Raw genomic sequence first — 12,327 nt, forward strand, 5'->3', positions numbered from 1 at the left:
AGACCAACCTGCTGGCGCTGAACGCCACCATCGAGGCGGCGCGGGCCGGCGAGGCGGGGCGGGGCTTCGCCGTGGTCGCCACCGAGGTCAAGGCGCTGGCCGCCCAGACCTCGAAGGCCACCGAGCAGATCAGCACCCAGATCCTCTCGACCCAGCAGGCGACCCAGCAGGCAGTGGGCGCGATCTCCTCGATCCAGAGCACGATCATGACCCTCAACGAGGTCGCCAGCGCCATCTCGGCCGCCGTGGAGGAGCAGACCGCCGTCACCCGCGAGATGTCTTCCAGCATGCAGACCGCCTCCAACGGCGTCTCCCTCATCACCGGAAGCCTCGACGAGATCGCCCGGTCCACCGAAGAGGTCGACACCGCAACCCAGAAGGTCAGAATCGCGTCGCAGGCCGCAGCCTGAGGCGTCACCCGCCGGCATGCTCGGCGATGTAATGGCCGATGGCGCTCGCCGCGTTGAGCATGTGGGCGCGCATCCGGCGTGCGGCGGCGTCGCCGTCGCCCTCTGCGATGGCGGTCAGGATCTCGCCGTGCTCGGCGCGCGAGATCCTGACCCGTTCGCCCTGGCGCAATTGCGTGCGGCGAAATCCCGACAGCCGTGTGCGCAGGGCGAGCGCCTGTTCCAGCAGGAAGCCGTTATGGGTGGCGCCGTAGAGCGCCTCGTGGAAATTGCGGTTCATCGTGTCGTAGGCATCGACGTCGCCCGCCTCCACCATCGCCTCCGATCGGGCATGCAGGTCCATGAGATGGCTGCGCTCGAGCGGCGTCATCCGATAGGTGGCGAGCCGGACGCACATCGCCTCGAACTCGGCGGTGGCCTCGAACATGTCCATGATCCGTTCCGGCGTCATCCGGGTGACGACGACGCCCCGGCGCGGACGCAGCTCCACGAGCCCGTTGAAGGCGAGTTGCCGCAACGCCTCCCGCACCGGCGTGCGCGACGCGCCGAAGCGATCCGCGAGGTCCTGCTCGTCCAGGGCCGTGCCGGCGCTCAGAGTGCCGGCCGCGATCTCGTCCGTCAGGGCGTTGCGGATCAGGTCGGAGAGAAGCCCGCGCTCCTCGGCGATGCCCTCCATGGTCTTCGTCCCCTTCCCGTCCACACCGCACCCATACGAGGCCTCGAAGAGTGTGACTCGTCGAGGCCTGCCCGCGCGACTGCGCGGCGGCGGCCGTCCGCCGGACCTCAGGGATCCCGAACCATGGGTCGCTGAGACTTGGTTGTAAGTCTTGTCATCCCACGATGGCCCGGATGGTCAAGTAGAAGATCGACGGACCGCCGAGGCAGCCGATGCCGGTATGGAAGGTGGCGGTGAGAGCGCCGTAGGGCACGAGCTTCGGATCGGTGGCGGCCAAGCCCCCGGAGACCCCGCTGACGATGCCCATCAATCCGCCGAAGGCCATGGCGGAACGAGGGTTGTCGAGGCCGATGAGCCGCGCCACCAGGGGCGTTCCCACCATCACCGCCTTGGTGACGCCGGTGGCGATGGACAGGGCCGTGACGGCCGAATCATTGCGAGGCCGACGCCTCCGACATTGGCCTTCACGCCGAGGAACACCCCGATCAAGGTGCAGAGCGCGAGGAGCGCGACGCCGAAGATGGTCATGCGACTCCTCCTCGATTCTCGTTGAAAGGTGCGTCGCCCCGCGCTGCGTATTCCCAGACCATGGTTTCCTCTCTATCCCGTATTTGTTGATTCGGCGATCATTCGATTTAGTATACATTCAATTGACTTTTGCGTAATTCGGGATACGCTGGCCTACAATTCGACGGTCTGCGGATGTGGAGCCGGGCGATTCCACGGGCTTCCGCATACGCGAGCCCCGGACGACGAAAGGCGGATCGGATGACCGATTGGCGAAGGCAGCGGAGTGCCAGGGACGAGCGGATCGAGCGCGGTCGCGCCCATGCGCAGGGCAAGGTCGTGGCCGCGGCGTCGGTCGTCGATCTGCTCGAGGCGGTGCTGCTGCCCGGCGACCGGGTCTGTCTCGAAGGCGACAACCAGAAGCAGGCCGATTGCCTGGCCAGAGGCTTGAGCGCCTGCGATCCGGCGCGGGTCCACGACCTGCACATGGTGCAGTCGGGAGTCGTGCTGCCAGAGCATCTCGACATCTTCGAGCAGGGGATCGCCCGGCGCCTGGACTATTCGTATTCGGGGCCGCAGGGCGCGCGCATCGCCCGGATGCTCTATGGCGGCCAGATCGCCCTCGGCGCGGTGCACACCTATCTCGAGCTCTTCGCCCGTTACTTCATCGACCTGACGCCCAACGTCGCCTTGATCGCCGGCGTCTCGGCGGACCGCGACGGCAATCTCTATACCGGTCCCAACACCGAGGACACGCCCACCGTGGTGGAAGCGACCGCCTTCAAGAACGGCGTCGTGATCGCGCAGGTGAACGAGATCGTCGACACGGTGCCACGGGTCGACATCCCGGGTGACCGGGTGGATTTCGTGGTCGAGGCCGACCGGCCGTTCTACGTGGAGCCGCTCTTCACCCGCGACCCGGCGGCGGTCACCGAGACGCAGATCCTGATGGCCATGATGGCGATCAAGGGCATCTATGCGGAATACGGCATCCGCCGCCTCAACCACGGCATCGGCTTCGGCACGGCGGCGATCGAATTGCTGCTGCCGACCTTCGCCGAGCGGCTCGGCCTGAAGGGCCGGATCGCCACCCATTGGGCGCTCAACCCGCATCCGAGCCTGATTCCCGCCATCGAATCGGGCTGGGTCGAGCAGATCCACTGCTTCGGCTCCGAGGTCGGGATGGATCGCTACATCCGAGAGCGGCCGGACGTGTTCTTCACCGGTTCCGACGGCTCGCTCCGATCCAACCGCGCCTTCTGCCAGACGGCGGGGCTCTATGCCTGCGACCTGTTCATCGGCTCGACCCTTCAGATCGATCTCCAGGGCAATTCCTCCACCGTCACCGCCAACCGGGTGGCGGGGTTCGGCGGCGCGCCGAACATGGGCTCGGATCCACATGGACGGCGCCACCCCTCCGATCCCTGGATGAAGGCCGGCGAGGAGGCCGGCGGCACGGGCGATCCCGCCCTGCGAAGGGGGCGCAAGCTCGTGGTCCAACTGGTCGAGACCTTCGGCGACAAGCTGGTCCCGGCCTTCGTCGAGAGGCTCGACGCCCTCGAACTGGCGCGCAAGCTCGATCTCGAACTGGCTCCGGTGATGGTCTACGCCGACGACGTGACCCACATCGTCACCGAAGAGGGCATCGCCAACCTGCTCCTGTGCCGGACGCTGGACGAGCGTGAGCAGGCGATCCGCGGAGTCGCCGGCTATACCGATATCGGACGCGGGCGCGATCACGCCATGGTCGAGACGCTGCGGTCTCGCGGCATCATCCGACGGCCGGAGGATCTCGGCATCGATCCCCTCGACGCCGACCGTTCGCTGCTGGCGGCGCGGTCGATCAAGGACCTCGTGCACTGGTCGGGCGGGCTCTACGAGCCGCCGGCCAAGTTCCGGAACTGGTGAGGGAGCGCCGTCCCATGGAAAAGCTGACCTTCCGCCACACCACGAACCGATCGCTCGCCGGCACGAAGGCCCAGGCGATCACCGGCGTGGTCGCCTCGGGCAACCTCGAAGTGCTGATGGAGCGCAGCCTCGCGCCGGACCAATGCACCGTCGAGATCGATACCGCGATCAACGGCTACGGCGACGTCTGGGAGGCCGTCATCTCCGACTTCGTGGCACGGCGCCAGCCCGGCGGGCTGCGCATCACCATCAATGACGGCGGGGCCCGGCCCGATACCGTCACCCTGCGCCTGCTCCAGGGTACCCGCCTGATGGAGGCCGTGTGATGGCGATGGTTCCCGTCTCCCTCTCGGCGGATCCCCTCGACCAGAGCTGGTACGAGGCCAGCGCCCGCGCGCGCCTCGACGGCCTCGTCGATCCCGGCACGTTCGAGGAGTTCATCGGCCCCGAACAGCGGGTGATGAGCCCGCACCTGCCCGCCTTCGACCTGCCGCGCGCCTTCGACGACGGCATCGTCGTCGGACGCGGTCGCCTCGATGGATCGATCGTCCTCGTGGCCGCCCAGGAGGGCCGCTTCATGGGGGGGGCCTTCGGCGAGATCCACGGCGCCAAGCTCGTCGGCCTGCTGCGCGCGGCCCTCGTGGCGAAGCCGGCGGCGGTGCTGATCCTGTTCGATACCGGCGGCGTCCGCCTGCAGGAAGCCAATGCCGGCGAGACCGCCATCGCCGAGATCATGCGCGCCATCGTCGAAGCGCGCATGGCGGGTGTGCCGGTGGTCGGGCTGATCGGTGGCCGTGCCGGCTGTTACGGCGGCGGCGGCCTCATCGCCGGCACCTGTTCGCGACTCGTGGTCTCGGAAGTCGGGCGCATCAGCGTCTCCGGACCGGAAGTGATCGAGACCAACAGGGGCGCGGAGGAATTCGATTCCCGCGACCGGGCCCTGGTGTGGCGCACCATGGGCGGCAAGCACCGGCGGCTGATCGGGGGAGCCGACGCCTTCGCGGACGACACGATCCGGGCGTTCCGCGACGCGGCACTCGACCAGATCGGCAGGGCTCCCGCCTTCGACCTCGCCACCTTGGAGGCAGAACAGGCCCGCCTCGAAACCCGCCTCGACCGGTTCGGCGATGCCCGGGACGCCACCGAGATCTGGGGCCGCCTCGGTTTGAACGACCCTGCCGCCGTGCCGGGCCTGGACACGGAGACGTTCGACGCCCTTCTCGTCCGCCTGCCGGAGGCGCCCCGTGACGCTCGCTGAGATCCTTCACTCGCTGTTCCCCGGAGGGCACGGCGTCGCGGTGACCGATGGGCTGATCGGCGGCGACGGCCCGCTCGGGACGGGCCGTCTCGCGGTGGTCGGGATCGACGGGAACACTCCGCTCGGGATCGAGGGGGCCTGCCTGCTCGCCGGGCGCGTGCTCGATGTGGTGCGCCGGGGCGGCGATACGCCGATCCTCGTAGCCATCGATTCCGACAGTCAGCGCATGAGCCGCCGCGACGAGCTTCTGGGCCTCAACGAGTATCTCGCCCATCTCGCCAAGGCACTGCTCCTCGCCGATGCGAGCGGCCATCCCACCATCGGCCTCGTCTACGGCCACACGGCGGCCGGCGCCTTCATCGCCACGGCCCTGGCGACGCGGGTGCTCGCCGCCCTGCCCGGCGCCCATCCGAGCGTGATGGACCTGCCCTCCGTGGCGCGCGTCACCAAGCTGCCCCTCGAGCGCCTGGAGGAGATGGCGAAATCCACCTCCGTCTTCGCGCCCGGCCTCGACAACATGGTCGCGGCCGGTGCGGTCCATGCGGTGCTCGATCCGGCACGACCGCTGGGTCCCCAGATCGAGGCCCTGATCGCCGGGAGTTCCCGGAAGGATGGTCGCGACGATCTCGGGCGGTCGCGCGGCGGCCGGCTCGTGGCTCACGACATCGCCGCGCGGGTGGTCCGGGCCGCCACCGGTGACTGACCAGGAGGCGGCCGGTCTCGCCCGCCACGATCTTCTCCGCGTGGATCCGGAGGCCTGGGCCGCCTGCCTCGCCGTGCGGCGCGACCTCGACAATGTCCCGCACCTCGCCGATTGGGCGCGCGTCGGGTGGCCGGTCATCGTCCGCCGTCGTGACCACGGGGAGTCTTCGGACGGCATCCCCGTCGGCCTGCCGCTGCCGCCCTCCGCCGGCAAACGAAGGATCGGGTTCACCCTGTCGCCCGCCGCCGTGAGCCGTCATCCGCCGGTCACGCTCGAACAGGCGCGAGAGACCGCTCCACCGGCATGGCGACCGAGCCTCGAAGCCCTGCTCGCCCTCGGCAGCGAGCACGGCTCCGTGCCGCGCGTATTCGGAAGTCTCCTTTGGCAGGCGCTGACCGACCTCCCCTATCTCGGGCCCGGCTCGGACCTCGATCTCCTCTGGCTGGCGACGGGCCGCGTCGATCGCCCGTTCCTGCAGTCCCTCGCACGGATCGAGGCGGGTGCAACGATGCGCATCGACGGCGACATCCTCCTGCCCGACGGGACCGGCATCAACTGGCGCGAGCTTCTGGACGCGCCTGCGGACGGGACCATCCTGTGCAAGGCGCGCGAGAGCCTCACCCTGCGTCCCGCGGGCCATTTCCTGTCGGAGGCATCCTCATGATCGCCCTCGCCCGACCTCATGGATCGAACGAACGGGCTTCGTTCTTCGTCGACCGGATGGCGGATCGTGTCTCCGGCCTCGCCGTCGAGGCCCTGAGACTCGAAGTCGAGACCTATCCCAAGCCCGGTCTCGTCAGCCACGTGGATAGCGGCAGCCATTCCGACATGGATGCCGGCACTTTTCGCGCGAGCGCGGTGGCCCTGGCGCCCTATTTCGCCGACCTCGCTCGTGCCGGAGCCGACGGTGCCGGGATGTCGGCCCTGCGCCGGATCGGCATCGAGGCCGAGGCGGCGATGCGGCGGGCGACGGGCGGGGTGAACACCCATCGCGGTGCCATTTTCGGCCTCGGCCTCCTCGCTGCCGCCGCAGGCGCCCTTTCCGACGGCACCGGCGGCCTCAAGGCGGGAGCGCTCGGGCGCCACGTCCGCGAGTGCTACGGCGATGCGATCCTGGCCGGCCCCGTCCTGCTCCACGCGCCGGGGGCGGTGGCACGGCGGCGCTACGGCGTCGGCGGTGCCCCGGCCGAGGCGGCTGCCGGTTTTCCGATTCTCTACGCGATCGGGCTTCCCGCCCTGCATCGGGCACGGCGGATCCGGCCGTGCGACGGGGAGGCCGCGCGCGTGGAAGCGTGCTTCGCTCTGATCGCGTATCTGGAGGACACCAACCTGCTCCATCGCGGCGGCGAGGAGGGATATGACTGGGCCCGCGCCTCGGCCGCCGGATTCCTCACCGAGGGTGGCGTCGCGCGGGACGATTGGCTGGCGCGTGCGGAGGCGATCCACCGCTCGTTCGTCGCCCGTCGCCTCAGCCCCGGCGGCAGTGCCGATCTCCTCGCGATGACGCTGTTCGTCGACGCCCTGGAGACGTCACGATGACCCTCGCTGTCCTGCTTTCGGGCCAGGGCGGCCAGCATCCCGGCATGTTCGACCTCACGGCCGACCATCCGCCGGCGCAGGACGTCTTCGAGGCGGCGAGACCGTTGCTGGGCGCCGACCCCCGCGACCTCGCCCGCACCGGCGGTCCGGCCCTGCACGAGAACCGCGCCGGCCAGATCCTGTGCTGCGTCGCCGGCCTCGCCGCCTGGACCGTCCTTCGCGAGATGAGGCCCGGCCGCGTCGTGCTGGCCGGCTACAGCATCGGCGATCTGGCGGCCTGGGGCTGCGCCGGCCGGTTCTCTCCCTCGACGATCCTTCACCTCGCGGCCGCGCGGGCCGAGGCGATGGATGCGGTGGCCGGACCGGGTTACGGGCTCGTCGGACTGCGCGGCCTGACTCGTGAGCGCGTGACGACGATGATCGAGGAGCACGGATGCCACCTCGCCATCGTCAACGCCGCCGATAGTGTGGTCGCTGGTGGCGCTGTGGTCGATCTGGAAAACCTGTGCGGCAACGCCCTCGCCTCGGGGGCGGCGCGTGCCGTGGTGCTGCCGGTCCATACGCCCTCGCATACGCCGCTGCTGGCGGCGGCGAGCCCACGATTTCGCGAAGAACTGGCGCGGGCCGACATCCTGACCCCGGTGCGTGAGGGATCGCTCCCGCCGCCGCGACTCCTCAGTGGTCTCGACGGTGCCTCGGTCTTCGATGCAGGGAAGGGGCTCGACAAGCTCGCCGCCGCATTGTCGCGGACCATCGATTGGGCGGCCTGTCTCGACGGCATCCGAGAGGCCGGGGCGCGGGCCGTCCTCGAACTCGGTCCCGGCCATGCGCTGACGACCATGGCGCGTGAGGCGCTGCCGGACGCGGGCATCCACGCGGTCGCCGATTTCCGCTCCCTGGCCGGAATCGAGGACTGGCTTCGGGGCATCGGCAGTGAGGACCGATGCTGATCGGCGAAGAGCTTTCCTCGCCCGGCGGGCTTCCCCGGTGAACCTCGTCCCCCGTGCATGCGTTGTGTGGCAGACGGAGGCTTGAGCATGTCGAGACGGTCCTACGGTGCCGGCATCCTGATCGCCGTCCTTTCGTCGGCTGGCCCCGGCTCGGCGCAGAACATGGCGCTCACCCCGCCCTTGCCTCAGACGAATCCCGTTCCGGCCGAGCCCGCGAAGTATCCCGAGCCTCCGCCGAGGCCCCAGCGCCACGCTTTCGGAGGCGAGCTTCCGAACCAGCGGACCGGGCCGACGAGACCTCGGGTGGTTCGCGACATCTGCATCGGCTGCGACCGCTGATCTCCAGGGTCGAGCGGGCCGCTCGGACAGATGGGGCGCCACCGGACATATTGTAGAAACGTAGCGGCGTGAGAAACGAAGGCCGCGCACCGATTGCCCCCAAGCGAGGCGCGGCGGGCGGATGGGGCAGCGTGCCGATGGTTCGCTGTCCCCTCCGCCTTCGCCCTGCCGATGTTCCGCGACAGCTGGTTCGAGGCGGGGTGTCCACGTTCCGGGCCGATGGGCTATGGATGTCGGAGCGACATCCGGCGGAGACGTGTTTGGCAAGCCGTTATGGGCTCGAAATCCGGGCCGTGACCGGCGCCGACGCTGCGGGCGTCGCCGCCCTGCTTCATGCATCCGGGCATTCCGTCGCCGCGAGCGATCTGGCCGAACGGCTGGATGCCCTGCGCTCGGCGACCGGTACGGCCCTGATCGCCGTCGAATGGGGACCGCCGAGCGGTCTCGTCGTCCTGCACTGGTATCGGTCGCCGATGGCGGCCCAGCCGGTGGCCCAGATCACCACCCTCCTCGTCGGTCCCGACGAGCGCCGCCGCGGGATAGGCCGCCTGCTCGTTAAGGCCGCCTCGCAGGCCGCCAGGTCGGCGGGGTGCGCGACCCTCGAACTCGCCGCCTCGCCCGATGAGGAGGCCATGCAGGCCTTCTGCGACAGTACCGGGTTCGAGCCGGTGGGGTCGCTCCTGGCCCGGCCGCTGCGCAAGAGAAGCTGAGTCTCCGCCGGGATGGGAACCGCCGGCTTGGCGAGGTCATTCTTCTCTCATCGATGGCTCGTTTCAGCATTGATCGAGGAGACCAGCATGACCGGGACTCTCATTCGCGCCGCGCTCGCATCGGGACTGATCCTCGGCCTCGCCGGTGCCGCCCAGGCGCGTGGCGGCAGCGGCGGCGGAGGCGACGGGCTGTCGCCCTATTCGGCCCTCAGCGGCAATGACCGCTCGGCCGGCGTGAACAACGGCAACTACCGTGATCCCCGCCTCGACCCGTATCTGCGGACCTATGGACGGCGCTACGTCGCTCCCCGCCCGTATTACGGGTCCGACGAGTACGGTTACCGGCCCTCGCGTCGAGGCTATTACGGCTACGGATACTGATTGGCCAGAACGGGCTCCGGCCGGTATATCACCCGTCGCGATCGCGTGACGCTGGCGCCATGGGTGCGTCGTCGAGTTCGGGCAGGTGAGCCCCGGCCCCGGTCTGGATGATGATCGGCTCGACCGAATCCGGCACGTCACGGGGGCCGCATTCTTCCAGGATCGCGGTCGCTCCCTCCGTGCCGATCAGGCCGAGCGAGAGGGCGTGATCGGCCATCACGGCGGTATCGGCTGCCAGGACGAGGCTGCTGCCCGCCTGAAGGATCGCCTGCGACAGGCGCTCGATCTCGACGGCGCGGCTCTGGTCGCGCGAGACGTTGCGGATATAGACCGCCAGCACCCGGCCGGGATTCTCGGCCACGATCTTGGCATAGACCTCGGGGTCGTGCTGGCCGCTGTCACCGATGAGCACGAAGGGCAGGTCGTCGTAGAGCGCGAGCATGTGGCGGATCAGGTCTCGCTTGTGGTCCTCGGCCCGGCGCGGCAGCGGATGGTGCCAGGAGAGACCCCATTCACGCAGGAACAGCACCGGCCCCGCCGGAATCGCGTGCTGCCGGAAGAATTCGCTGAGCATGTCGTAGATGCCCCAGGGCGCCCGCGAGACGTAGAGCATCGGGTTCGACTGGTCGCCCGTCGCACCGGCATGCAGCGCCTGGCACAGGGCCGCCGCTCCGGGGAAGGCGACGCGGTCCTCGGCATCCGCCACGAACAGCCGCCACAGCATCTTCAGCTTGTCGGCGACGCCGGTATGCATGATCGTATCGTCGATATCGCTGATGACGACGAAGCGGCGGCTATCGGGTGGGATGAACACCCTCCCCCGCGCCTGGACCGGCGGATCGGCCGCGAGTTCGAGATCGACATCGTGCCAGGGCCCCTCGCCGGAGGGCACGCCCGGCGGTTTGAGGCTGATCCGGAAATAGCCGTCGCGGTCGGTGATCGCGACGGTCTCCGCGCCGCCGAACCGCGCGATGATGGTCGCGCCGGCGACCTTGCGGCGGCGGATGCGCCGGGCGATGTCGCGCAGATCCGCGGCGATGTCGTCGGCCTTGGTATCGCGCTCGGGGCGGGCCTGCCGGAACACCCTGCCGATCAGGAAGATCTCCTTGGTGGAGCCGTAGCCGCGATAGGCCTCGACCACCGTCCCGCGCGTGCCCTGCGCCCTGCGGACGGGCCGGGCGGCAAGGGCCAGCAGGCGCCCGCACGCCCTGCGCCAGCGCGGCGTCGCCCGCGTCGGGGTCGAAGGAGACGATGTCACGAGAGGTAAAGTCCTGGAGCGGCCCGAAGCGATACGATCATGATCGCCGTCAAGCCGTTGGCGGGGCCGAAGGTTGCCATGCGCCGCTCGGAACGAACGGCCTCACAGGCGCTCGATCTCGGCCAGCAGCGTATCGGAGAGGGTGATCCCCTCCTCCGCGGCGCGTGCACGGGCGGCGAGACGGCGCGTGCCGGGCAGCCGTGCGCCGTCCTGTTCCGCGATCGACCGGGCCAGCAATGCGAAGCGTTCGAGCGCGTGGCCGGCAAAGGCAGTGGCGTCGATGGCGAGGATCAACTGTCCCGTCGCGGGAGGCTCGCCTTCGGCATCGAGGAAGGACGAGGCCTCCCCGGCAAAGCGCGCGCCGGTGAGACCGGCGGCGAGCAGCTCGACCATGAGCGCCAGGGCCGTGCCCTTGGCGTCGCCCAGCGGCACCATCGTGCCGGCAAGCGCGGCCGTGGGATCGGTGGTAGGATCGCCCTTCGCGTCGAGCGCCCAGCCTTCGGGGATCGCCTCGCCGCGTTGCTTGGCGGCGATGATGTTGCCGCGCGCCACTTTCGAAAGGGAAAGATCGACGATGATCGGCTCGTCTCCCGGCAGCGGGCAGGCGAAGGCGATCGGGTTGGTGCCGAAGACCGGCCGCGTTCCGCCCCAGGGCGCCATGGAGGCCGGGGCATTGGCGAACAGGATCGCCACGAGGCCGTGCGCGGCCAGGGCTTCCACCGGCCGTCCCGCCGCCCCGCAATGATGCGAACGGCGGATGGCGGCCGCGGCGATCCCCTGCTCGCGGGCGATCTCCGGCAGGAGCGCGACCGCCGCGTCGAGGGCCGGATAGGCGAAGCCATGGGCGGCATCGACGGCGAGCAGGCCCGGCTTCGGCCGCTCGCAGGAGACGACGGCGTCGCCGACGACCTTCCCCACCCGCACCTGTTCGCCATAGGCGAGGAGCCGCATGAGCCCGTGGGTTCGCAGCCCGTCGGCCTCCGCGCCCACGAGGGCACGGGCGACGCTCTCCGCATTCGCGGGAGCAGTTCCGCAACGGATCAGGGTGTCGGCGGCGAGACGATGGGCGGCGTCGAGGCGAAGGATCGGCATGGCTTGGCTTTGTCACAGCTCTCGGCAACGTGTCGAGGGAGAAGTCCGGTCCGGACGGGACGTCGCTCGTCGCGCCATACTTCGACGCTCTTCGAGTGCAACATCAAAGACGATTCATCGAGGTGACAAGCTGAGCCATTGTCATCGATCCGCTTATGTCAGGTATTCTCGCATAAAAATCATCGGATCGATCTTTCGATGAACCATGCGCGTCGTTCAACGTTGTTGAGTCAAACCGATAGGACGTGAGGAAACATATTATGCAGATCAAGACATTGGCTGTCGCCGCCGCACTCGCTGTCTCCGTTGGCGGTTCGGCCTTCGCCCAGACCGCCGCAGGCGGCGGCAGCGCGGAGGGCAACATGAACAGCCCGGGCAGCGTGAAAAGCAACAGCGAGAAGGGAATGGAGCGCATGGGCGGCTCGTCGACGGGCACCGGCGTGAATTCCACCGGTTCCACCATGTCGCGCGACGTTCCCTCGAACGCGACGCCGGGTGCGCCGGCCGGTTCGAACAGCGGTAACGCCGCCACCGGCAGCGGAGCCGCCCCCAGCGGGAAGTAAGGTGGTGCGAAGCTCTCGCCTCGCCGAGTGAGAGCC

15 protein-coding genes and 2 pseudogenes are annotated in these 12,327 nt (G+C 69.3%); 12 read left to right on the forward strand and 5 right to left on the reverse strand.

What is annotated here, in order from left to right; translation table 11 throughout:
- The coding region (locus ACFQ4G_RS15165) for a methyl-accepting chemotaxis protein (RefSeq protein ID WP_379040506.1) at positions 1 to 410 on the forward strand (410 nt) is incomplete at its 5' end.
- A 4-nt stretch (positions 411 to 414) separates the two neighbouring features.
- Here the strand turns inward: ACFQ4G_RS15165 and ACFQ4G_RS15170 are convergent.
- The 3 genes and pseudogenes from ACFQ4G_RS15170 to ACFQ4G_RS15180 all read right to left on the reverse strand — a co-directional run.
- Positions 415 to 1,083: a GntR family transcriptional regulator gene (locus ACFQ4G_RS15170; RefSeq protein ID WP_238205596.1), complete on the reverse strand. Its 669-nt coding sequence runs from the start codon at positions 1,081 to 1,083 to the stop codon at positions 415 to 417.
- Between the two features lie 154 nt (positions 1,084 to 1,237).
- A pseudogene (locus ACFQ4G_RS15175) lies at positions 1,238 to 1,516 on the reverse strand (malonate transporter subunit MadM); the annotation flags it as partial.
- Positions 1,513 to 1,611 (reverse strand): annotated as a pseudogene (locus ACFQ4G_RS15180) (malonate transporter subunit MadL); the annotation flags it as partial. The pseudogenes ACFQ4G_RS15180 and ACFQ4G_RS15175, both read right to left, overlap by 4 nt.
- Positions 1,612 to 1,851: 240 nt before the next feature.
- Between ACFQ4G_RS15180 and mdcA the strand changes: the two are divergent.
- The 10 genes from mdcA to ACFQ4G_RS15230 all read left to right on the forward strand — a co-directional run bounded on the left by mdcA (position 1,852) and on the right by ACFQ4G_RS15230 (position 9,378).
- Positions 1,852 to 3,498: a malonate decarboxylase subunit alpha gene (gene mdcA, locus ACFQ4G_RS15185; RefSeq protein ID WP_238205598.1), complete on the forward strand. Its 1,647-nt coding sequence runs from the start codon at positions 1,852 to 1,854 to the stop codon at positions 3,496 to 3,498.
- A 14-nt stretch (positions 3,499 to 3,512) separates the two neighbouring features.
- Positions 3,513 to 3,824: a malonate decarboxylase acyl carrier protein gene (mdcC, locus tag ACFQ4G_RS15190; RefSeq protein ID WP_238205600.1), complete on the forward strand. Its 312-nt coding sequence runs from the start codon at positions 3,513 to 3,515 to the stop codon at positions 3,822 to 3,824.
- Entirely contained in the window at positions 3,824 to 4,756 is a 933-nt protein-coding gene (locus ACFQ4G_RS15195) for a biotin-independent malonate decarboxylase subunit beta (protein ID WP_238205609.1), read from the forward strand. The genes mdcC and ACFQ4G_RS15195 overlap by 1 nt, the downstream gene beginning before the upstream one ends.
- Complete coding sequence (gene mdcE, locus ACFQ4G_RS15200; protein ID WP_238205611.1) at positions 4,743 to 5,459, forward strand: biotin-independent malonate decarboxylase subunit gamma; 717 nt, start codon at positions 4,743 to 4,745, stop codon at positions 5,457 to 5,459. Before ACFQ4G_RS15195 ends, mdcE begins: the two co-directional genes overlap by 14 nt.
- Complete coding sequence (gene mdcG / locus ACFQ4G_RS15205) at positions 5,452 to 6,123, forward strand: malonate decarboxylase holo-[acyl-carrier-protein] synthase (protein ID WP_238205613.1); 672 nt, start codon at positions 5,452 to 5,454, stop codon at positions 6,121 to 6,123. Before mdcE ends, mdcG begins: the two co-directional genes overlap by 8 nt.
- A gap of 56 nt (positions 6,124 to 6,179) precedes the next feature.
- Positions 6,180 to 6,998, forward strand: a complete 819-nt coding sequence (gene mdcB, locus ACFQ4G_RS15210; RefSeq protein WP_238205783.1) for a triphosphoribosyl-dephospho-CoA synthase MdcB — start codon at positions 6,180 to 6,182, stop codon at positions 6,996 to 6,998.
- The gene (locus tag ACFQ4G_RS15215; RefSeq protein WP_238205616.1) at positions 6,995 to 7,948 is read left to right on the forward strand and encodes an acyl transferase; all 954 of its coding nucleotides are present in this window, start codon (positions 6,995 to 6,997) and stop codon (positions 7,946 to 7,948) included. Before mdcB ends, ACFQ4G_RS15215 begins: the two co-directional genes overlap by 4 nt.
- Before the next feature lie 87 nt (positions 7,949 to 8,035).
- On the forward strand, positions 8,036 to 8,287 hold the full coding sequence (locus tag ACFQ4G_RS15220; RefSeq protein ID WP_238205618.1) for a hypothetical protein: 252 nt from the start codon (positions 8,036 to 8,038) through the stop codon (positions 8,285 to 8,287).
- A gap of 260 nt (positions 8,288 to 8,547) precedes the next feature.
- On the forward strand, positions 8,548 to 8,997 hold the full coding sequence (locus ACFQ4G_RS15225; RefSeq protein WP_238205620.1) for a GNAT family N-acetyltransferase: 450 nt from the start codon (positions 8,548 to 8,550) through the stop codon (positions 8,995 to 8,997).
- A gap of 87 nt (positions 8,998 to 9,084) precedes the next feature.
- Positions 9,085 to 9,378: a hypothetical protein gene (locus ACFQ4G_RS15230; RefSeq protein ID WP_238205622.1), complete on the forward strand. Its 294-nt coding sequence runs from the start codon at positions 9,085 to 9,087 to the stop codon at positions 9,376 to 9,378.
- A gap of 28 nt (positions 9,379 to 9,406) precedes the next feature.
- Here ACFQ4G_RS15230 and ACFQ4G_RS15235 read toward each other — a convergent pair whose 3' ends face one another.
- Complete coding sequence (locus tag ACFQ4G_RS15235; protein WP_238205624.1) at positions 9,407 to 10,636, reverse strand: App1 family protein; 1,230 nt, start codon at positions 10,634 to 10,636, stop codon at positions 9,407 to 9,409.
- A 102-nt stretch (positions 10,637 to 10,738) separates the two neighbouring features.
- The gene (locus ACFQ4G_RS15240) at positions 10,739 to 11,728 is read right to left on the reverse strand and encodes an Ldh family oxidoreductase (protein ID WP_238205626.1); all 990 of its coding nucleotides are present in this window, start codon (positions 11,726 to 11,728) and stop codon (positions 10,739 to 10,741) included.
- A 260-nt stretch (positions 11,729 to 11,988) separates the two neighbouring features.
- Between ACFQ4G_RS15240 and ACFQ4G_RS15245 the strand changes: the two genes are divergently transcribed.
- Positions 11,989 to 12,291, forward strand: a complete 303-nt coding sequence (locus ACFQ4G_RS15245; protein ID WP_238205628.1) for a hypothetical protein — start codon at positions 11,989 to 11,991, stop codon at positions 12,289 to 12,291.
- Positions 12,292 to 12,327 lie beyond the last annotated feature (36 nt).

Origin of the sequence: Methylobacterium marchantiae (assembly GCF_042679825.1) — a bacterium.
Taxonomy (GTDB): Bacteria; Pseudomonadota; Alphaproteobacteria; order Rhizobiales; family Beijerinckiaceae; genus Methylobacterium; species Methylobacterium marchantiae.

Excerpts from the sequence above, each read along its gene's own strand:
- ACFQ4G_RS15245 (WP_238205628.1), top strand. The coding sequence starts at position 11,989 with ATGCAGATCAAGACATTGGCTGTCGCCGCCGCACTCGCTGTCTCCGTT.
- mdcB (WP_238205783.1), top strand. The coding sequence starts at position 6,180 with ATGGCGGATCGTGTCTCCGGCCTCGCCGTCGAGGCCCTGAGACTCGAA.
- ACFQ4G_RS15170 (WP_238205596.1), bottom strand. The coding sequence starts at position 1,083 with ATGGAGGGCATCGCCGAGGAGCGCGGGCTTCTCTCCGACCTGATCCGC.
- ACFQ4G_RS15215 (WP_238205616.1), top strand. The coding sequence starts at position 6,995 with ATGACCCTCGCTGTCCTGCTTTCGGGCCAGGGCGGCCAGCATCCCGGC.
- ACFQ4G_RS15240 (WP_238205626.1), bottom strand. The coding sequence starts at position 11,728 with ATGCCGATCCTTCGCCTCGACGCCGCCCATCGTCTCGCCGCCGACACC.
- ACFQ4G_RS15230 (WP_238205622.1), top strand. The coding sequence starts at position 9,085 with ATGACCGGGACTCTCATTCGCGCCGCGCTCGCATCGGGACTGATCCTC.
- ACFQ4G_RS15195 (WP_238205609.1), top strand. The coding sequence starts at position 3,824 with ATGGCGATGGTTCCCGTCTCCCTCTCGGCGGATCCCCTCGACCAGAGC.
- mdcA (WP_238205598.1), top strand. The coding sequence starts at position 1,852 with ATGACCGATTGGCGAAGGCAGCGGAGTGCCAGGGACGAGCGGATCGAG.
- ACFQ4G_RS15220 (WP_238205618.1), top strand. The coding sequence starts at position 8,036 with ATGTCGAGACGGTCCTACGGTGCCGGCATCCTGATCGCCGTCCTTTCG.
- mdcC (WP_238205600.1), top strand. The coding sequence starts at position 3,513 with ATGGAAAAGCTGACCTTCCGCCACACCACGAACCGATCGCTCGCCGGC.